Source organism: Streptomyces sp. NPDC055254, from assembly GCF_053606025.1.
In genome coordinates this window covers 1-18,398 of the sequence record NZ_JBSGQV010000063.1, presented here as the reverse complement: position 1 = coordinate 18,398, position 18,398 = coordinate 1, and the positions used below count along the sequence as shown (strand labels likewise).

General features: G+C 72.7%; 17 protein-coding genes and 1 tRNA gene. 4 read left to right on the top strand and 14 right to left on the bottom strand.

Annotation, left to right across the window (positions count from 1 at the left end; genetic code table 11):
• Positions 1-126: 126 nt before the first annotated feature.
• The 13 genes from ACWFQ8_RS32290 to ACWFQ8_RS32230 all read right to left on the bottom strand — a co-directional run bounded on the left by ACWFQ8_RS32290 (position 127) and on the right by ACWFQ8_RS32230 (position 12,259).
• Positions 127-945 carry a hypothetical protein gene (locus tag ACWFQ8_RS32290; RefSeq protein WP_453789838.1) on the bottom strand — a complete coding sequence of 273 codons (819 nt, stop codon included), beginning with the start codon at positions 943-945 and terminating at the stop codon, positions 127-129.
• Entirely contained in the window at positions 942-1,208 is a 267-nt protein-coding gene (locus tag ACWFQ8_RS32285) for an acyl carrier protein (RefSeq protein ID WP_453789837.1), read from the bottom strand. Before ACWFQ8_RS32285 ends, ACWFQ8_RS32290 begins: the two co-directional genes overlap by 4 nt.
• Positions 1,205-2,182, bottom strand: a complete 978-nt coding sequence (locus tag ACWFQ8_RS32280; RefSeq protein ID WP_453789836.1) for a 3-oxoacyl-[acyl-carrier-protein] synthase III C-terminal domain-containing protein — start codon at positions 2,180-2,182, stop codon at positions 1,205-1,207. Before ACWFQ8_RS32280 ends, ACWFQ8_RS32285 begins: the two co-directional genes overlap by 4 nt.
• Positions 2,182-3,006 carry a class I SAM-dependent methyltransferase gene (locus ACWFQ8_RS32275; protein ID WP_453789835.1) on the bottom strand — a complete coding sequence of 275 codons (825 nt, stop codon included), beginning with the start codon at positions 3,004-3,006 and terminating at the stop codon, positions 2,182-2,184. Before ACWFQ8_RS32275 ends, ACWFQ8_RS32280 begins: the two co-directional genes overlap by 1 nt.
• 21 nt (positions 3,007-3,027) lie before the next feature.
• On the bottom strand, positions 3,028-3,261 hold the full coding sequence (locus ACWFQ8_RS32270) for an acyl carrier protein (RefSeq protein WP_453789834.1): 234 nt from the start codon (positions 3,259-3,261) through the stop codon (positions 3,028-3,030).
• A 10-nt stretch (positions 3,262-3,271) separates the two neighbouring features.
• A complete protein-coding gene (locus tag ACWFQ8_RS32265; RefSeq protein WP_453789833.1) occupies positions 3,272-3,709 on the bottom strand; it encodes a holo-ACP synthase in 438 nt (145 codons plus the stop codon).
• Positions 3,706-4,542: a hypothetical protein gene (locus ACWFQ8_RS32260; RefSeq protein ID WP_453789832.1), complete on the bottom strand. Its 837-nt coding sequence runs from the start codon at positions 4,540-4,542 to the stop codon at positions 3,706-3,708. The genes ACWFQ8_RS32265 and ACWFQ8_RS32260 overlap by 4 nt, the downstream gene beginning before the upstream one ends.
• Entirely contained in the window at positions 4,539-5,423 is an 885-nt protein-coding gene (locus ACWFQ8_RS32255) for a diiron oxygenase (protein ID WP_453789831.1), read from the bottom strand. The genes ACWFQ8_RS32260 and ACWFQ8_RS32255 overlap by 4 nt, the downstream gene beginning before the upstream one ends.
• 97 nt (positions 5,424-5,520) lie before the next feature.
• Positions 5,521-6,198 (bottom strand): pyridoxamine 5'-phosphate oxidase family protein, encoded by a 678-nt coding sequence (locus tag ACWFQ8_RS32250; protein WP_453789830.1) that lies wholly within the window; start codon positions 6,196-6,198, stop codon positions 5,521-5,523.
• The gene (locus tag ACWFQ8_RS32245) at positions 6,195-7,223 is read right to left on the bottom strand and encodes a LuxR C-terminal-related transcriptional regulator (protein WP_453789829.1); all 1,029 of its coding nucleotides are present in this window, start codon (positions 7,221-7,223) and stop codon (positions 6,195-6,197) included. Before ACWFQ8_RS32245 ends, ACWFQ8_RS32250 begins: the two co-directional genes overlap by 4 nt.
• Before the next feature lie 462 nt (positions 7,224-7,685).
• Complete coding sequence (locus tag ACWFQ8_RS32240; protein ID WP_453789828.1) at positions 7,686-10,478, bottom strand: BTAD domain-containing putative transcriptional regulator; 2,793 nt, start codon at positions 10,476-10,478, stop codon at positions 7,686-7,688.
• A 540-nt stretch (positions 10,479-11,018) separates the two neighbouring features.
• A complete protein-coding gene (locus ACWFQ8_RS32235) occupies positions 11,019-11,585 on the bottom strand; it encodes a Uma2 family endonuclease (protein WP_453789827.1) in 567 nt (188 codons plus the stop codon).
• A 600-nt stretch (positions 11,586-12,185) separates the two neighbouring features.
• A tRNA-Thr gene (locus ACWFQ8_RS32230) sits at positions 12,186-12,259 on the bottom strand.
• Between the two features lie 257 nt (positions 12,260-12,516).
• Between ACWFQ8_RS32230 and ACWFQ8_RS32225 the strand changes: the two genes are divergently transcribed.
• From ACWFQ8_RS32225 to ACWFQ8_RS32210, 4 genes are all read left to right on the top strand, one after another.
• Positions 12,517-13,794: a serine hydrolase domain-containing protein gene (locus ACWFQ8_RS32225; RefSeq protein ID WP_453789826.1), complete on the top strand. Its 1,278-nt coding sequence runs from the start codon at positions 12,517-12,519 to the stop codon at positions 13,792-13,794.
• A 95-nt stretch (positions 13,795-13,889) separates the two neighbouring features.
• Positions 13,890-14,363, top strand: a complete 474-nt coding sequence (locus tag ACWFQ8_RS32220; RefSeq protein WP_453789825.1) for an N-acetyltransferase family protein — start codon at positions 13,890-13,892, stop codon at positions 14,361-14,363.
• A gap of 75 nt (positions 14,364-14,438) precedes the next feature.
• Entirely contained in the window at positions 14,439-14,957 is a 519-nt protein-coding gene (locus ACWFQ8_RS32215; protein ID WP_453789824.1) for a SigE family RNA polymerase sigma factor, read from the top strand.
• 191 nt (positions 14,958-15,148) lie between these two features.
• The gene (locus ACWFQ8_RS32210) at positions 15,149-16,381 is read left to right on the top strand and encodes a hypothetical protein (protein ID WP_453789823.1); all 1,233 of its coding nucleotides are present in this window, start codon (positions 15,149-15,151) and stop codon (positions 16,379-16,381) included.
• A gap of 12 nt (positions 16,382-16,393) precedes the next feature.
• Here ACWFQ8_RS32210 and ACWFQ8_RS32205 read toward each other — a convergent pair whose 3' ends face one another.
• On the bottom strand, positions 16,394-18,133 hold the full coding sequence (locus ACWFQ8_RS32205; protein ID WP_453789822.1) for a bifunctional 3'-5' exonuclease/DNA polymerase: 1,740 nt from the start codon (positions 18,131-18,133) through the stop codon (positions 16,394-16,396).
• Between the last annotated feature and the right edge of the window lie 265 nt (positions 18,134-18,398).

The following is an 18,398-nucleotide window of genomic DNA, read 5'->3' as shown; positions in this document are numbered from 1 at the left end:
CGGGGGGGTATTTGTGGTCCCTCCGTCCGCCTCGGGGTCGTCGGGGGCGTGGCCGCGCCGGCGCCGGCGGGGGGGGGGGGCCCCCCCCCGGGGCGGGCGCCGGCCCCCCCCCCCCCGGCGGGGGAGTCACCCCTCGCCGCGGGCGAAGAGGGCCACGTGGCTGCGGCCGGAGCGCGGGTCCGTGTCGCACAGCACGACCCGGCGGTAGTCCCGCTGCCACTCCTGCCAGTGGTCGGCCAGCTCCAGCCAGAGGCTGGTGCAGTAGCTGCCGGGGGCCACCCGGTGCACCGCGGCGGGCCCCGGGAGGTCCTCGGTGACCCAGGGGCCGAGCACCAGCAGCGTGCCGTCCTCCCCGCGGCCCCGGTCCGAGGCGTACGCGTCGAGGGCAGCCGCTGCCGAACCGGCCGAGTGCGCCCGTACGAACCGCAGGCCGGCCCCGGTGGAGGCGCCGAGGACCAGCGCCGCGGCCGAGTCGACCAGCGGGGTCTCCTGGACCAGCGGGAAGGGCGTCGGCAGGGTGGTCTGCTCCAGCACCGCCAGCACCACCTCCGCCGCCCGCCCGGCGCGGTGGTACGCCGAGGCGATCCGCAGCGCGGTGAAAGGTGCGGCCAGACCCTGCTGGCCGATCGCGAAGTTGTTCGCCCGACCGCCGAGGCGGTCGGTCAGGTACGGCGCGACGGCCGTGAACGGCACCACGTCCGGCAGGGCGTGGGTGACGATCAGCAGCTCCGGCAGGCTCCGGCCGACGCCGTCGTCGGCGGCGAGCAGGTCCGCGAGGTCGCGGTGGTGGACGTGCGCGCCGCGGCTCAGCAGCTCCTCGTCCGGCTTCTCGCCGAAGGGAGTGAGCAGGTCGCGGTAGTAGTCGAGCGAGGCCGGGCTGTCGCCCGGTCCCCGGCCCTGCGGCGAGCGCACCGCGGCGGCGGCCCGGACGGCGAGTCCGCTCATGGCGTCCCCTCTTCTTGGCGGACCGCGGCCTCGACGTAGTCGGCGAAGGACCGCAAGGTCCGCAGGTGGTCGATGTCGAGCTCCTCCGGGTCGACCGAGATCCCGGTCGCCTCCTCGATGGTCATCAGCAGCCCCAGCACGGTGAGGGACGTGAGCTGCAGCTCGTCGAAGAGCGCTGTCTCCTCCGTGAGCCCGGTGATCGGCCGCTCCAGGACCTCGCTGAGCGCCTTCTCGATGACGACCAGCAGTTCCTGCCGGTTCACGCGGTACCACCCGCCGCTCGGTGGGTGATCACCATCGCGCCGAAGGTGGCGCCGAGGCCGACGGAGACCAGCAGGTAGTGCGCGCCGTCCACCAGCCGGCCGGCGTCCCGCAGGGTGGTGTAGTTGACGAAGACGTCCGAGGCGAAGGTGTGGCTGTAGCGCGGGACGTTGTCCAGGAACACCTTCTCCGGGGCCACCCCCAGCTCCTTGATGGTCTGCCGCCAGGCGAGCTTGTTGACGTTGTGCGGGATCACCAGGTCGACCTCGTCGAAGGTCAACCCGGCCTCCGCCACCGCCTGGTGGATGACCTCGGCGATCCGGCTCCCGTACTGCTCCCCGAACGCGGTGTTCTGTTCGGGGGTCAGCTCCAGCCACTGGGCGTACTCGCCCAGGGTCCGGGTGGCGAAGGACCGGACCTCGTCGCCGTCGCCGTCCAGGGTGATCAGGCAGGAGGCCGCGGCGTCGGCCATGATCGAGGTGTTGGGGACGTGCTGGACGATCGGCGAGTACGCCTGCTCACCGGTGACCATCAGGGCGTACGCGCCCTCGGCGCCCTCCGCGCGGAGCAGTTCGCCGAGGACCTCGATGGCGCCCAGACTGCTGACACAGGCCTGGTGGCTGAGGCCGAAGGCCTCGGTGCCGGCGAGGCCGAGGTCGTCGCTGACCACCTGGGCGATGTCCACGTCGGCCGGAGCCACCGCCTGGGTGGTGTGCGCGTAGGCCAGGTAGCCCACCCGGCCGCCCTCCGGCAGGGCGGCCAGGGCGCCGCGCGCGGCGGGCCGCAGCAGGTCGAGCAGCGGGAGCTCGGGGTCGAAACGGAGCGTGTCGAGGCCGTAGAACTTGCGGAACACCCCGAGCTCGGCCCGGCGCAGGCCCAGCCGCTCGCCGAGCTCCTCGATCCGTACGCTGCGCTCGGGCAGGTACGACTCGATGCGCTCCAGAGTGATCCGGCGGTCCGTGGTCGGTCCGCTCATCAGACCGTCGCTATCTCGGCGCGGATCAGCCACAGCCGGTTCGCGCCGCGCCGGTCCCTCGGCTGGACCTGGTACGGCCAGCGGCCCGCACCGGCTCCGGGCTGACCGGGTTCGCGCAGGTCGGTGGTCTTCCAGCCGTTCGCCGTCAGGAACTCCTCGGGCTCGTCGGTGCCGAAGATCCACGGCGTTCCGTCGGCGGCGAGGGTGTCCAGGAAGGGCTTCGCGAAGGGGCTGCGCAGCAGCGCGCGCCCCAGGATGTCGAAGGCCAGGTGGCTGCCGGGGGCGGAGGCGGAGGCGAGCAGGCGCAGCAGGCCGGCGGCCTGCTCCTCGGTGAGGAAGAAGGTCAGCGCCTCGGCGACCCACAGGGTCGGGCGTTCGCGGTCGAAGCCGGCGGCCTCCAGGGCGGGCAGCCAGTCCCGGGTGAGGTCGGCGGAGACCTCGCGCCGGTCGGTGCGCGGTTCGGCGCCGAGGGCGTCGAGCCGGCGGCGCTTCTCGGCGATCAGTCCGGCGTGGTCGACCTCGTAGACCTCGGTGCCGTCCGGCCAGTCGAGCCGGTAGGCGCGGGTGTCCATGCCCGCGGCGATCAGCACCACCTGCTGGATCCCGCCCTCGGCGAGGACGTCGCGGATGGCGTCGTCCAGGAACCGGGTGCGGATGGAGATGAACGGCAGCAGGCCGCCGCCGGCGTAGCGCTCGATCAGTTCGTAGCCCCTGGGCGCGGCCAGGTCGTGGGCCAGCGGGTCCACGAACAGCGCGTCCTCGCGCTCGGACTCCTGCGCGCGGGCGGCGGCCATCCACTGAGCGGTGTACGAGACTGCATCCATGGTGAAGATCCCTCCTCGGGATCAGGCGAAGAACGCCTTCTCGATGGTCGCGAGGGTCTGGAAGTCCCCGATGTCGATGTTGTCGAAGTCGATCTCGACGCCCGCGGCGTCCTCGATGGTGTAGACGAGCTCGACGAAGGCCAGGGAGTCGACCAGCCGGCTCTCGATGAGGTCGACGTCGGCGGCGAGCTCGGTGCGTTCGGGGTGGCGGCCGAGGATCCAGTCACGGACCTTGTCGATACCTGCGGAACTCATGGCATTCCCTTCAGAGTCGGTGATCCAGCGAGATGGGGTGGTCGAGTGGGGTGTGGTGGTCGAGTGAGGTGGTGGCGGCCGCGACGGCGATCGCGAAGCCGCCGTCGTGGCTGATGCTGACGTCGATCGGGCCGAGCCCGGCGTCGCGGGCCAGTTCGGCCGCGCCGCCGGAGAGCCGGATCCCGGGGCGGCCGCCGGGACCGCGCAGGACCTCGATGCCCCGCCAGGGGACGGGCCTTCCGGTGGCGCCGAGAAGTTTGAAGACGGCCTCCTTGGCGGCCAGCCGGCCGGCGATCCCGGCCTGGTCGGGCGCGCCGTCCGGGGTGCGGGAGACGGTCAGCTCCTCGGCGGAGAGGAACCTCCCGAGCACCGGTCCGCTGCCGGGCTCCAGCAGCTCGCGGACCCGGGAGAGCGGTACGAGGTCGACGCCGATCCGGGGCTGGGTCACGACGCGTCGGCGGCGGCGCGTACGGAGGCCAGCGCGGCGTCGAGGTCCGCGTCGAAGTGCTCGGTCAGGACGGCGATCCAGCGCTCCAGCCCGAAGGCCACGCAGGAGGTGTAGGCGTGCTCGCCGGACTCCAGCCGGATGCCGCACCGCTCGCCGAAGAAGTTGCGGTGGGTGTTGACGGAGGCGATGGCCAGGTCGCCGTACTGGAACTCGTACTTGACCGGGCTGAGCTTCTGCAGCAGGGCGCGGCCGTCGTCGTTGCGGAAGAACGGGTCGCCGGCCGGTACCTTGCCCAGGTCGATCCCGAGCGCGGCGGCGAAGGACTGGATCCGCCCGGTGAAGCGGGCCAGTACCTGCTGGGTGTGCTCGTAGCTGCCGAGGGCGACGATCTCGCGCATCTGGAAGCTGGCGAGGCGGCGCAGCCCGCTGTAGTGGTCCTCGTTGCGGAAGCAGCGGTTGACCAGGGTCACCAGTGTGTCGTCGGCGACCTGCTCGCCCTCGTGGAAGAGGTACGCGCCGTAGCAGGTGGCGTGCGGCAGCCCGTACCGGGCCTCGGCCACCGCGCCCGGACCGAAGCGGCCCTCCACCGGCTTGAACTGCTCGTCCGTCAGGTCGAGCGAGCCCGCCACCCAGGCCAGGTGGGGGAAGTTGGTGTAGACGTCGAACTTCTCCAGGTCGGTCACCGGGAAGAGCGGCGGGGCACTGATCTCCTCGGCGCCGGCCGCGAGGCCCCAGCCGGTGAAGACCCCGTCGAGCTCCTTGACGAGCCGGGTGGCCGGCGGTCCGAGGATGGCCAGGGCGGGGGCGCCGTCGCTCCCGGTCAGGCGGTTCATCGGATGAGTCCCGTCTTCTCCAGGTACTTGGCCGTCTTGCGGAAGGTGCGCTGCTCGGCCTCGGCCCGGGCCGGTGAGTCCAGCAGGGCCCGGCGCAGCTCGTGCGGGCGCTCCAGGCCGGCGTCGCGGTAGACCTGCGGGTGGTAGAGGGAGTCGAAGCTGTGCTTCATGTAGCGGCGAAGGTAGGTGGAGACGTCGGCCAGCTCCTGCTCGGTGGCGGTCTGCCGCAGGTCCCGGTGGAGCAGGTCGACGAGCTCGCGGCCGAAGGCGATGTGCCGGGACTCGTCCTGGTGGTGGATCCGGTTGATGCCGCGGATCGTCTCGTGCAGGCGTTCGTCCGCGGCCATCGCCGAGTTGAAGTGGTCGACCAGCTCTTCGAAGATCAGGATGCGGGCGAACACCAGCAGGCTCTGGATCTTGGCCGCGGAGCCGGTCGCCTCCGGGTCGGCCGCCTCCCCGCCGGCGGGCTGCCGGTAGATCTTCCCGCCGTAGCGCAGGCAGAATTCGGCGAAGAACCACATGTGCTCGTTCTCCTCACCGATGAAATGGTGGAAGAACTCCGACGGTGTCTCGAAACCGGTGGTGTGGATCCGGTTGACGACCTCGATGAGCAGTTCGCGAATTCCGTGCACATTGAGGCTGTAGAAATTGATGCTCTCATGCTTCGAAAGCGTGTGGAGTTGTTGTGGAGTGAGCTTCTCGGCCCATTCCGTCCCGTGTGTGGTGGTGAGCTCGGGGCTCATCCACCACATGTCCTCGGGGAGTCGGTCCGGCCACTCGAACAGTCGGTACGGGTTGTAATAGTCGTCGATCGACTTGGTGGCGAGTCGGTCCAGGATTCCCCGGAACCGGTCGTTGCGGTCGATCACATCGCTGACCATCGCGCGATGTCTCCGTTCGCTTCGGGGCTCTTAGTTGGTCCAGACTAATGATTCCCGCGGGTATTTATCACCGCCCGAAACCGGCTGCCGAATGCGGTCAGTCGGCAGGTCGATTCGGTCGTCGATCGGGTTGATTCGCGCTGGGGGCTGTGTGTCGCGCGGCGAGTTCCGCACGCAGGGCGGCGTTCTCCTGCTCCAGCCGCGCCAGGCGGTCCTGAACCGGGGCCAGGGCGTCGGAGAACTCGCGCCGGCTGAATCGGGGGGTGATGTGGTTGGGGCAGTTCCAGGCGGTGGCCTCGACCCGGATGGTGACGAGCTGCTCGACGGTGCCCTCGGTGCGCGGCGAGTCCAGCAGCTCGGCGAGCGCGGGGTCCTGCCCGGCCGGTACGGCGGTGGCGCGGCCGAACAGCTTGAGACGGGTCTGGCGGGCGTGGTCGACGAAGAAGAGCGCGACCCGGTCGTCGCCGCGTACGTTGCCGGTGGTGATGTACTGCCGGTTGCCCCGGACGTCCAGGTATCCGAGGGTGTGCTGGTCCAGGACGTGGACGAAGCCCGGCGGGCCGCCGCGGTACTGGATGTACGGCCACCCGCTCTCACCCACGCTGGCGAACAGGAAGCCGTCGAGGCCGCGGATGAAGTCTGCCTCGACGCCGGTGAGCGGCTCGGGCTCCTCGCCGGGGTCCCGCAGCCGGCGGTCGGCCGCGGTGGCACTGCCCATCTCCTGCTGGACCCGGCGCACCGATGACGAGTACGCGAGTCGGTCGTAGCGGCTCATGCGGCGCTCCTCAGGTCCAGGTCCAGGTCGACCAGGCCGGTCCGGGCGGCCAGCACGCCGGCCTGGAAACGGCTGGTCGCCGACAGCTCCTGCATGATCGTCGCGACGTGGCGGCGGAAGGTCCGCTCGGACATCCCCACGCGGCGCGCGATCACCTCGTCCTTGGCTCCGGAGGCCAGCAGGTCGAGGAGGGCCGCCTTCAGGTCCTCCATCGTCCCGGCGTAGCCGGCCGCGCCGGAGTCGAAGTCGAACGCGGACTCCCACACCCGGGCGTGCAGTCCGGCCAGGAAGGCCGCGACCGCGCCCTCGTAGACGACGGCGATCGCGTCGCCGTCGCCGGCCGGGATGAAGGCCGTCTTCCGGTCGAAGACGAGGAAGCGGTCGCGCACCTCCTTGGTCGTACGCACCTGGCCGCCGGCCGGCAGCAGTTCGCCGATGTGCGCACGGGTGTCCGAATCGCCGCGGGCGGTGTGGGGGTAGAGGATCCGCCCCCGTGCACCGCGTCGCAGGGCCTCCAGCACCAGCGGACGGGCCAGCCGCAGCTCGCGGGTCTCGTGGGCCACGCAGGGCTGCATCACCAGGACCTCGGTGGTGCAGCCCTGCGCGGCCTCCAGCAGCCGCAATTCGATCTCCTGCCAGTCGTCGGTGATCACGACCGGCTCGGCGCGGGTCCTGGCCTGTTTTTCGTACGCCGCTACGAAGGAGTTCAACTGACCCTGGAAGCCCGCGAGTCGGCGTCGGCTGTCGAGGATCTCCCGCTCCAGCGGGATCAGCAGCTCCATCTGGGCCGCCTCCGGGCCCACCGCGACCAGCCGGTCGGCGCCGCTCTCGGCCGGTTTGACCAGGCGCAGCTCGCGCAGCACGCCGACGGCCTGCTCGGCGCGCGGCCGCGGGACGCCCAGCTCCTCGGCGATCCCGGACGTGCTGAAGTCCGGCCGCCCCAAGGTGTGTTCGTAGAGGGCGACCACGAAATCGTCCATCTCGGCGGGCCGCCGGTCTTCCTGCCTCAGTGTCGCGAAGTCCATCGTCATCTCATTCCGATCGCACGGATGATGGGGGCGTGACCGAAGGAGAGGGGTCCGCGGCACCCGGCCCGGGCGGCGACGCGGGACGCCGTGGGCTGTGGCAACGTGTCACCTCATGGATCGGCACGGGGAACGGCTCTGCGGTGCGACCACCGTACGGAGCCCGTCTGGTCGGGCTCCTACAGCCGGACCAGAGGACCGTGAGCCCCCGGAGCGCCGGGCGCCGCCGTACGCACCGCCGCTGAACTGTGGCGCGGTCGGCCGCCGCCGTACGCGCCGCGGGAACCGGCAGAACTGCGGTAACTGCCGGAGCAGTTGTCCTGCCGCCGGGCCGGCGGACCTGGCCGCGGAGGAGGCCCTCGGACTCCTGCGGCTGGTCGACCGGCCGGCGGCAGGACGGGACGGGCGCTCAGGGGGAAGGGGGCTCGGCTGCCCGCCGCGGCCGCCCGGGCTTCGGGCGGATCACCCCGAGTGGGTGACGTCGTCGGCGGTACCCGCCCCGTTGCCGCGCCGGGTGAGCTCCCGCGCGCGGGAGCGGTGGTCGTAGGCCAGCAGGACGGCGCCGTTCTCCTGGTGCGCGGCGCCGATGCGGCGCAGGGCCAGCACCTGCCCTTCGAGCCAGCCGGCCTGCCGTGCGAGATCCAGCCCGCTGTTGAACAGTTCCAGCGCCTGCGTGGTGTTCGCCAGCACCCAATGGCATTCGGCGCGCCGCAGTTGGGCGGCGGCCTGGGCCCGCAGCTCGCCGTCGGCGACGGCGGCGAACAGGCTGGCGGTCGCGACCTTGAGGCAGTCGCCCGTGTACCTGCGCACCGAGAGATAGCTGTGCAGGCTCTCCGCCAGCCGCCAGGCGACGGCGGTGAAGCCGGCGCCGGACGCCTGCAGGACGGCCCCGGCCAGGTTCTCCCGCTCGCTGTCCAGCCATTGCGAGGCCTGGCCGTGGTCCGAGAAGACCAGCGCGGCCGAGGGCGCCGCCCCGGCGGGCGGGTACGGGTCCGAGGCCGGCTCCGCCGGGTAGAGCAGCCGGGCCGCCGCGTCGGCGTGGTAGAGGTACCAGTCGAAGAGCCGCTGCCGTGCGCCGTGCGCCTCCTCCCGGCTGACGAGCTCGCGGGCGTAGGAGCGCAGCAGGTCGTGCTGCCCGAACCGGCCCGCCGACCGTTCCTGCACCAGATGGGCGGCCGCCAGGGTCGCCAGCAGCCCGGCCGCCTGGGCGGAGGTCGAGTCCGCCAGCGCCGCGGCCCCGTCCACGGTGACGTCGGGGCCGGGCATCAGGCCGAGGAGCCGGAACATCCGCTGGGCCGCGACGGGGAGCGCGCGGTAGGAGAGGTCGAAGGCGGCCCGCACCGTCGAGCGCCGGTCCCCTTCGATGTACAGCCGGCTGAGCATGTCGTCACCCGCCAGCTCGGCGCAGTAGTCGGCGATGCGGGCGTTGCGGGCCAGCAGGTTGGCCCCCGCGATCCGGATGGCGAGCGGCAGGCCGCCGCACACTCGTACGAGCCGGCCGGCCGCCTCCTCCTCGGCCGCGACCCGGCTCTCCCCGATGGTGCTGCCCAGCAGCTGGCGGGCCTCGTCCGGATCGAGCACGTCCAGGCCGAGCTGGCGGGCGCCGTCGCTCGCGACCAGCCCGGCGAGCTGGCTGCGGCTGGTGATCACCACCGCGCAGCCCTGGGCGCCGGGGATGAGCGGCCTGACCTGCTCGGCGTCGCGCGCGTTGTCCAGCACGATCAGCATCTGCTTGTCGGCGAGCAGGGTGCGGTACAGCGCCGCGGCCTCGTCCTCGTCCGCGGGAAGCTCGGGCGGAGCGCCCAGGGCGCGCAGGAACTGCGCCAGGACGTCGCCGGGACGCAGGGTGGGAAGAGGGGAGTGGCCGCGCAGGTCCACGAACAACTGCCCGTCCGCGAAGTGTTCGCGGCGGGCGTGTGCCCAGTGCGTGGCCAGGGCGGTCTTGCCGACCCCTGGCGGTCCGACCACGGCCACCACGTGCGTGCGCCGCGCGGGGTCTGGCGAGACGAGGGCGTCCAGCTCCCGCATCTGCCGCCGCCGCCCGACGTGGGAGCCGGCCCCGGCGGGCAACTGGGCCGGGAGCGGGCCGGTGAGCGGGGGTCGGTCGCCCCGCGTGGTGCGGTCGCCCGGTGTGCTGCGGTCGGCCGACGTGCTGCGGTCTACCCGGGTGGTGCGGCGGACCCGCGAGGGGCGTCCGGCGGGCACGGGGTGGCCGCTGGGCTCCGGATGGCCGGCGGGCTCGGGGTGGCCGGTGGGCTCGGGGTGGTCCGCCGGCGAGGGGCGGCCGGTCCGCGCCGGGTGGTCGGGGCGCTGCGCGAGAGGCAGTTGCTGGCGCAGCACCCGCAGGTGGGCGTCGCGCACCTCCGCGCTGGGCGCGATGCCCAGTTCCTCGTCCAGCCGGTCGCGCAGGCGGCCGAACACCTTGAGCGCGGCGGCCTGCTCCCCGCAGCTGGCGAGGCTGAGGATCAACCGGGCGTGCAGGCCTTCGTGCAGCGGCTCGGTGTTCACCATGTCCCACAGCACCGGCACGGCCTCCTCGGGGCGCCGCAGCACCAGCGCCGTGTCGGCGTGCAGCAGTACGGCTTTGACCCGCCGCTCGTTGGCCGCCACCGCCGCCGGGTGCTGGCGCAGCACCGGGTGCGCGTCGGACAGCACCGGACCACGCCACCACTGCAGGGCGCGCGTCAGCGACTCGTACGCCGCCGCCGGGTCCGGCGCGCGGTGCACGCGCATCGCCTGGTCCAGCAGCTCGTCGAAGTGGCCGAGGTCGAGCTGGTTGCGGGACGCCTCCAGCCGGTAGCCGGTGGGCGTCCGGACGACGGTCGGCGGCGGGGCGGGCCGCGGACCGCCCGGTTCCAGCAGCTGGCGGACCTGGCTGACGTAGGTGTGGATCAGGCTCTGGCGGGAGCTGGGCGGCCCGGACGGCCACAGGGTGTCGGTGATCTCCTGCTGGGTGCACGGCTCGGGGTGCTTGAGTGCCAGCAGCCCGAGCAGGCGGCGCAGCATCGGACTGGTGACGGGTACGGGGCTCTGGCCGCGCTGGAGGGAGAGCGGGCCGAGGATCAGCAGGCGCGGCCGGCTGGCGCCGCGCGGCGGCCCGGTGCGAACGGCGGCCAGCAGGTCCGCCAGCTCGCCGCCGCTCAGCCCGAGCGCCTCGGCCAGGTTCCGCAGGGTGCGCGACTGGGGCCGCTGGACCCGGCCGCGCTCGATGTCGCGCAGCGCCCGGGTGCTGATGCCGGCCCGTAACGCGGCCACTTCCTGGCTCAGCCCGGCCCGTCTGCGGAGCGACTGCAACCGCGGGCCGACCGGGCCCGGCTCGCCTGCAGAAGCTCCCCGGGGAAGCCCCGCGGCCGACATCCTCTCTGACATGGCATCCCCCTGATCCGATGTCCACGACCGGTCGATCATGACCGGGGGCGGCATTACGGGCCGTGCACGGTCGACTTTGCAGAGGCATCGACCGACGATCAGTCTGGACTAGACCAATGCCTCAAGCAAGGGGAGAGCCGCACCACGATTCGCACAACTGTGCCCCGCCCGCCAGCACTTGCGACCGGCCGCCCGTGGCCCTTCCCGCACAGGTGTGCGGAGGTCAGTGGCGGCCCGAGGTCGCGGAGGGCATGAAGAAGCCCCAGGTCACGGCGAGTGAGTCCTGGGACTGATCCGAGCCGCCTTGGGGATTCGAGCCCGAGACCTACGCATCACGAGGCCCCACAAGATCATCCCGCCCCGTGCCGGGCGGTGCCCCCGAATCCCGCTTCCCGCGCCCAAGCGTGGTGGAGGCTCAGCACGGAGTCAGATCTGGCTGAGGTCGAATTCCACCGGGAAGGGGGCCGAAACCTTGACGACGCCGGTGAACACGTCCCCGTTTCGGTAGGCCCTGGTCGCGGGGTCGAGAACGTAGGTGTACACGAGGGGGACTCCGGTCGCGGCCTGTTCGACCCGCCAGTAGAAGGCAATGCCGGACTTGGCGTACTGGTCCGTCTTCACAATCCGGTCGGTGGTCTCCGATCCCGGCGAGACGACCTCCACGACCAGCAGCACGTGCTCGGGACGGGTGGGCGTGATGTCGATCGTGTCCGCCCGGTACACCACGACATCCGGACGCCGATTGGTGAGTGGGACATCCTGAAGTCGGACGTCGAAGTCGGTGTCGGCGTTCCAGTCCGGCCCGGCGGCTGCCTCCAAGACGTTCGCCAAGATCCGAGCGAGTCGATTGTGCCGCTTGGACGCGCTGGGACTCACCACGACCATCCCGTCCACGATCTCGACCCCCGCACACTGCTCCTCGGACCAGGAGTCGTACTGCTCGGCCGTGATCTGCTCGTGCATCCACGCAGGGGCTGCCATCTCGGCAGTCATGGCCCACCTCCCGGACACCATGCGAGCGGGCCCGATCCCGCTGATGAGGTCAGCGTACTGTCTCAGCCCTCCCGGCACGCTGGACGCCAGGGCCGGCCACGGGCAGCCCGCTCCGGCCGGTCGGCATCGAATACCTGTCAACGGGCGTCCTCGTCGCCGGCCATTGGTACCCGGCCCTGAAGACGGCCCGGGTGGAAGGCACCGGTCTGATCACCTGGTTCGACCGGAACGTCCGGGACACGGCGGCGGTCCTGACGGCGGCGCGGCGGTTCGCGGCGCTGGTCGCCGACCTGGATGGGCTCGGCCTCGCCCACGGAGACCTCAGCACGGCAACGACGAGCGGTCCTGGTCCAGCGCCGGGCCCAACTCGCCGACGTGAGCACCACCCAGGACCTGCTGGTCACTCAGCTCGCCACAGCCGGCACGGAACACCGCCGACCCTTCGGCCTGCGCCGCTACCTCCGCTTTGTCGCGACGGGCCACTGACCGGGACCACCGGCCACAGGACGCCCACGCGCAGGGTCTCGCCGCACGCGCCGACCGGCCCCGGAAATAGCAAAACCCCCAGGTCACGGCGAGTGAGTCCTGGGGGTTCTACAGAGCCGCCTTCGGGATTCGAACCCGAGACCTACGCATTACGAGTGCGTTGCTCTGGCCAACTGAGCTAAGGCGGCACCGCTGGTCAGACAAGTGTTCCCTCGAAGAGGGGCGCTCATCAGCAGCGGCGCCAAGTCTACAGGGTGTCGAGGGGTGCCCCGAACCGGGTTCTGCGGGGTGGGAGGTAGGCCGCATAGAGGGAGATAACGGGCGGATTCGAGAGCCGTTCCCGGGAGGGCCGGGCCGGGGTCGCTGGGCCCGGTCGCCGGGGGTGGGGGGTAGGGCTAGGTTGGATTGGATGGTGTCCTCGGGGTCAGTGCGGAGGAGGCCCGGCATGACGGCACGGTTGCGCAAGGCGGCGGTCGGGGCGGCCGCGGTGGGACTGCTCGCGGTTCCCCTGGGGGCCGGTGCCGCGTACGACCGGAGTGCCGGGGCGCCCGCCGTGGCGGCGGCGCCGACGCCCACCGCCGGTGCGGACGAGCGGCTCGTGTCCGTGGCGGCCCGGGCGCCAACCCCCTCGGCGGAGGAGTTTCCGCAGCTGAACCCGGCCGTGGCGCGGCAGCTGGACGACGCCGTCAAGAAGGTGATGGCCGAGGCCAGGGTGCCCGGGGTGATGGTGCACCTGTCCGCGCCCGGCAAGGGGGAGTACGTACGGGCCTTCGGCGTCGCCGACAAGGCGACCGGCGCCCCCATGACGACGGACCTGTACTCGCGCATCGGCAGCGAGACCAAGACCTTCACCGTGACCGCCCTGCTCCAGCTGGTGGACGACGGGAAGGTGGGCCTGGACGACCCGATCGGCACGTACGTCGAAGGAGTCCCGAACGGCGACCGGATCACCCTGCGCGAGCTGGCCGGGATGCGGAGCGGGCTGTTCAACTACTCGGAGGACGAGGGGTTCTTCAAGGCCCTGACGAGTGACCCGTACCGGCAGTTCACCCCGCAGGAGCTGCTCGCGTACTCCTTCGACCACCCGGTGCTCTTCGAGCCGGGCACGCAATTCCAGTACTGCAACACCAACCTCATCCTGCTCGGCCTGGTGGTGGAGAAGGTCACCGGGACCCCGCTCGCCGAGTACATCAACCGCGAGGTCGTCGCCGAGGCCGGCCTGAAGCACACACTGTTCCCCGTCGGCGCGGAGTTCCCCAGTCCGCACGCCCACGGCTACACGAACCAGACGGCCTCCGGGAAGACCGAGGACGCCACCAACTGGAACCCCTCATGGGGCTGGGCGGCCGGCGCGATGATCTCCGACCTCGCCGACCTGAAGGTCTGGGCGAAGACCCTGGCCACCGGAACCCTGCTGACCCCCGCCACCCAGGCGCAGCGGCTCAAGGTGACCCCGGCCGGGAACCTGCCGGACACGGGCTACGGCCTGGGCATCTTCAACGTCGACGGCTGGATAGGCCACAACGGCTCCCTGCCCGGCTACCAGTCGCTCACCGTCTACCTGCCCGAGGCGCGGGCCACGCTGGTGGTGCTGCTCAACACCGACATCGCGCACGAGGGCTCCGAACCCAGCTCGCTGTTCGGGGAGGCCATCACGAAGATCGTCACGCCCGACCACGTGTTCCGACTGCCCGCCCAGCCCGTCACCGGAAAGACCGGGTGAGCGCCCGGTCGAGCGACGCCGCCCGCACGCCCCCGTCCGCGTCCCCGCACAATGATCTCCGACAGGGGACGGCCGGCGAGGGAGACGAGGCGGACATGACAGAGACGACGAGCGGCACGGATGTCGTGGTCCGCGGGGCGGGCGCCGCGGACGTGGAGGAGGCCGCCGAGCTGTTCCGCGGCTACCTGGACTTCTACGAGGTGCCCCCCGCGGACCCGGACCTGCCGCGCGCCTTCCTGGCCGAGCGGATCGCGAAGGACGAGTCGCTGGTGCTGCTGGCCGCGGTGCCCGGCGCCGGGACGGTCGGTTTCGCGCAGGTCTACCGGACCTTCTCCTCCCTCGCGCTGCGGCCGCTGTGGGTGCTGAGCGACCTGTACGTGGCGCCGCGGGGCCGCCGCACGGGGGCGGGGCGGGCGTTGCTGCGCGAGGTGCTGCGCCGCGCTCGGGAGGCCGGGGCGGCGGGGGTGCAGCTGGAGACGGCGTACGACAACACGGTCGCGCAGGGTCTGTACGAGGCGGAGGGCTTCGTCCGAGAGGAGTTCCACGTCTACTTCCACGATCTCGGCTGATCGGACCCGTCACGGGTGAAACATTCTCGCGCCCCCGTCGCGTCAATGAGGTGGGACGGGCGCGAGGGGGAGTGGATGCGGCAGGGTCGCAGGGACGGGTTCCGGGAGTTCGCGGCGGGCCGGTCGGGGCACCTGTACCGGTCGGCGTGCCTGCTGACGAGCGGGGACACCCACCTGGCGGAGGACTTGGTGCAGGAGACCCTCGGGCGGATGTACCTGCTCTGGGGGCGGATCTCCCGCATCGACAATCCGGCGGCGTACGCGCAGACGGTGCTGGTACGGGCCTTCCTCACCCACCAGCGCCGCCGCTCGTCCGGGGAGCACCCGGTCGGTGAGTTCCCCGAGTCGGGCGCGGCCGCGGCCGGCGGCGCCGATCCGGCGCTGCGGCTGACGCTGCTGGAGGCGCTGGGGCGGCTGGCGCCGAAGGACCGGGCGGTGCTGGTGCTGCGGTACTGGGAGGACCGCAGCGTCGAGGAGACCGCCGATGCGATGAACGCGAGCTCGGCGGCCGTCCGTACCCGGACCTCGCGGGCACTGGCCCGGCTGCGCGATCAACTGGGGGGTTCCCTGGCCGAGTTCGTGGCCACGCACTGACCCGTGGGACCCACCGCGTCGCGGCAGGTCCGGGGCCGGGCCGGGGGCCGGGCCCGCCCGGGTCGGAGCCGTCCGGTCCGGGGCGTAGGAGCCCGGCCCCGGTAGGAGCCGGACCCGGTAGGAGCTCCCGTCCCGTCACACCCATCACACCCGTCTCACCTGTCACCTCTGAACGGAAGGTCTGGTTCTCCATGTCCTTTGAAGACGAGCTAGGCGAAGCCCTCCGGCGTGCGGGGGACGGGTTCGCCGCCGACCGGCACGCCCTCGCGGACGCCGGTGAACGCCGCGGGCGCCGGCTGGTGGCCCGCCGGCGGGCCGCCGTGGCCGGCGGATCGGTGCTGGCGATCGCCCTGATCGGGACGGTCGGCGCCTACTCCGGCCTGCTCGGCGCCTCCGGCTCGCAGCACGTCGCCGCGCCACCGACCCCGCGGACCACCGCCCCCGGGGACGGTGGTCCGAAGGAGTCGACGGGAACCCGCCCGGTCACCCCCGACGAGATGGTCGCCGACCTGGAATCGCTGCTGCCCGGCGGGAGGTTCACCGCCGTCGTGGCCGGCGGGTCGGAGAAGGGGTCCAACCCGATGGCCTCGGGCATCTACGACGACGGGGAGGGCAGGGCGGCCATCAGCGTGGCCCTCTCCCGGGTGGACCCGCTGGGAAGCAACGCCTCCGAACTGACCACCTGCGCGGACAAGAAGATCGTCAAGTACGACGACTGCACCGTCGAGAACCTGCCCGACGGCTCGAAGATCCTGCTGGAGAAGGGGTACGAGTACTCCGACCGCCGCGCCGACACCAAGGCCTGGCGGGCCGTCCTCGTGACCCCGCAGGGCTTCCAGGTCGAGGCCTCGGAGTGGAACGCGGCCACCCAGAAGGGGACCCCCGTCACGCGGACCGATCCGCCGCTGTCCACCGTGCAGTTGAAGACCCTGGTCACCTCGACCGTCTGGCACGAGGCCCTGAACACCATGCCGGCGGCGCCGGCGGAGTCGGCCCAGCGGGACGAGGCGACCGGAGTGTCCGGCAAGGACGCCCTCGTGGCACTGCTGGGGAAGTACAGGATCCCGATCGACTCCGCCAAGGGGCGCTACCAGATCGGACAGGCCGTGCTCAACGACGGCAAGGGCCTGTCGCTCGTCCAGCTCGCCCACACCAAGGGCAGCCAGCAGATGCCCCTCACCGGCCCCGGCGTCACCACGGCGGACGACGGGACGATGGTCAAGGTCACCCAGAAGTCCGCCGACCACGGCGCAGGCGTGGTCGAGTGGACCGTGGAGACCCTGCGTTCGAACGGGCTGCGCGTGGAGGCCACCGCCTACAACACGGGCGAGCAGCTCGGCACCGCCACCCGCCCGGAGCCCGCGCTGACCGTGGCGCAGCTGAAAGAGATCGCCCTCGCACCGCGGTGGAAGGAGATCCGGTAGGGCGGACGGGGATCACTTGGCGTCCGCGTAGCACTCCACTACGGCCGTGGTGAAGGGGAACCGGACCGGGGTGTCGCCGAAGGTGAGCCGCCCGGCCCGGTCACCGGCCGCGCGGATCGCCTCGGCGACGGCCTCGGCCTCCTCGACCGGACAGTGCACGATGACCTCGTCGTGCTGGAAGAACACCAGCTCGGCCCGCATGCCGGCGATGGCCTGCCGCAGTGCGGCCAGGAGCAGCAGCGCCCAGTCGGCGGCGCTGCCCTGCACGACGAAATTGCGGGTGAACCGGCCGCGGGCCCGGGTGTTGGTCGAGGCATAGCTCGGGGTCCAGCCGTCCTCCCGGTCCTGCGGGATCCCGGCCTCGCCGCTGCCGTCCTCCCCGTCGACGGAGCCGGCCGGCGGAGGACAGGTGCGGCCGAGCCAGGTCCGTACGAGCCGGCCCTCCTCCCCGGCCCGGGCCGCCTCGTCCACGTACGCCACGGCCAGCGGGAAGCGGCGGCGCAGGGCGGCCAGGTTCTTCAGGCCGTCCCCGGAGGTCTGGCCGTAGACGGCGCCGAGCACGGCGATCTTGGCCTTGTCCCGGTCGCCGGAGAAGCCCTGCCGGGAGACGGCGGTGTAGAGGTCCTCGGGGCGCCCGGCCACCTCCATGAAGGCGGGGTCGCGGGAGATCGCGGCGAGCACGCGCGGCTCCATCTGGTCGGCGTCGGCGACGACCAGGCGCCAACCGGGATCGGCGACCACCGCCCTGCGGATCACCTTGGGAATCTGCAGGGCGCCGCCGCCGTTGGTGACCCAGCGGCCGGTGAGGGTGCCGCCGGGGATGAACTCCGGGCGGAAGCGGCCGTCGTGGACCCAGTCCGCGAGCCAGCCCCAGCCGTGGGCGGTGTAGATCCGGTACAGCTTCTTGTACGCGACCAGCGGCTCGACGGCGGGATGGTCCAGCTCCTGGATCTCCCAGCGCCGGGTGGACTTGAGCTTGATGCCGGCCTCGGCGAAGGCCTTGATGACGTCGGTCGGCAGATCGGGCCGTACGCGCCGGCCGAAGGCGGCGGAGATCCGGTCGGCCAGCTCGGCGAGGCGCCGGGGCTCGCCGCCGCCCGCGTACCGCTCTCCGAGCAGGTCGGTGAGCAGGGCGCGATGGACGTCGGCCCGCCAGGGCAGGCCCGCGCGGTGCATCTCGGCGGCGACGAGGAAGGCGGCGGACTCGGCGGCGGTGAGCAGCCGCATCCGGTCGGGGTGGGCGGTGGCGTCGATCCGCGCCGCCTGGTCGGCGTGGACCGCGATCAGCGCGTCGAGGGGCAGCGGGGTGGGCCGCGGGTCGAAGAGGGAGGACTGGGTGCCGGGGGCGGCGGACCGCTGCGGCGGATCGGGCGGTACGGGCCCTCCCGCGAGCCGGGCCCACGCGGCGGCGGCGGAGCGGGGCTCGCCGAACCGGCCCTCGTGGCCGAGCAGGAGGAGCTCGGCGTCCTCGACGTCGTAGCAGCGCTCGACGCGGACGCCGGATGCGAGCAGGTGGGGGTAGACGGCCGCGGTGGAGGACCAGATCCAGCGGGTGCCGGCGGGGGCGGTGCGGATCGCCTCGGCGGGGTCGCGGACGCGGAGCCGGGCCGGGGGGCCGGCGGGGGCGGCGGGGGCGGCGGGGGAGGACAGGGGTGCGGCCTGGCCGGCCGGGGCCGGCGGTGCGACCGGGGCGGCGTGCCACCAGCCGTCGCCGTCCTCGGCGAGGGCCCACCGGGGGGTGCGGTCGCTCATGGGTGCGAGTGTCCCACCGGGGTCTGACAGTGCGGGGGCGCCGGGCCGGGGGTGTGCGGCGGGCGCCTCCGCGGGCTCTGCCCGGACCCGCGCCTCAAACGCCGGCGGGGCTGGAATCTACGCCGGCCGGGGGCGTCGGCGGGTTGCACCCCGGGGGCCGCGCTTCGAAGGTCGGTGGGCTGGATCGGCACCCGGCGGGGGCGGGTGGCGGGGCGCCGGGCCGGGGGTGTGCGGCGGGCGCCTCCGCGGGCTCTGCCCGGACCCG

Bases quoted from the DNA above. Each gene is read 5' to 3' on its own strand.
- ACWFQ8_RS32280 (WP_453789836.1), bottom strand. From the start codon at position 2,182: ATGAGCGGACCGACCACGGACCGCCGGATCACTCTGGAGCGCATCGAG.
- ACWFQ8_RS32290 (WP_453789838.1), bottom strand. From the start codon at position 945: ATGAGCGGACTCGCCGTCCGGGCCGCCGCCGCGGTGCGCTCGCCGCAG.
- ACWFQ8_RS32270 (WP_453789834.1), bottom strand. From the start codon at position 3,261: ATGAGTTCCGCAGGTATCGACAAGGTCCGTGACTGGATCCTCGGCCGC.
- ACWFQ8_RS32220 (WP_453789825.1), top strand. From the start codon at position 13,890: ATGACAGAGACGACGAGCGGCACGGATGTCGTGGTCCGCGGGGCGGGC.
- ACWFQ8_RS32255 (WP_453789831.1), bottom strand. From the start codon at position 5,423: ATGGTCAGCGATGTGATCGACCGCAACGACCGGTTCCGGGGAATCCTG.
- ACWFQ8_RS32210 (WP_453789823.1), top strand. From the start codon at position 15,149: ATGTCCTTTGAAGACGAGCTAGGCGAAGCCCTCCGGCGTGCGGGGGAC.
- ACWFQ8_RS32250 (WP_453789830.1), bottom strand. From the start codon at position 6,198: ATGAGCCGCTACGACCGACTCGCGTACTCGTCATCGGTGCGCCGGGTC.
- ACWFQ8_RS32205 (WP_453789822.1), bottom strand. From the start codon at position 18,133: ATGAGCGACCGCACCCCCCGGTGGGCCCTCGCCGAGGACGGCGACGGC.
- ACWFQ8_RS32275 (WP_453789835.1), bottom strand. From the start codon at position 3,006: ATGGATGCAGTCTCGTACACCGCTCAGTGGATGGCCGCCGCCCGCGCG.
- ACWFQ8_RS32260 (WP_453789832.1), bottom strand. From the start codon at position 4,542: ATGAACCGCCTGACCGGGAGCGACGGCGCCCCCGCCCTGGCCATCCTC.
- ACWFQ8_RS32245 (WP_453789829.1), bottom strand. From the start codon at position 7,223: ATGGACTTCGCGACACTGAGGCAGGAAGACCGGCGGCCCGCCGAGATG.
- ACWFQ8_RS32215 (WP_453789824.1), top strand. From the start codon at position 14,439: ATGCGGCAGGGTCGCAGGGACGGGTTCCGGGAGTTCGCGGCGGGCCGG.
- ACWFQ8_RS32225 (WP_453789826.1), top strand. From the start codon at position 12,517: ATGACGGCACGGTTGCGCAAGGCGGCGGTCGGGGCGGCCGCGGTGGGA.
- ACWFQ8_RS32235 (WP_453789827.1), bottom strand. From the start codon at position 11,585: ATGACTGCCGAGATGGCAGCCCCTGCGTGGATGCACGAGCAGATCACG.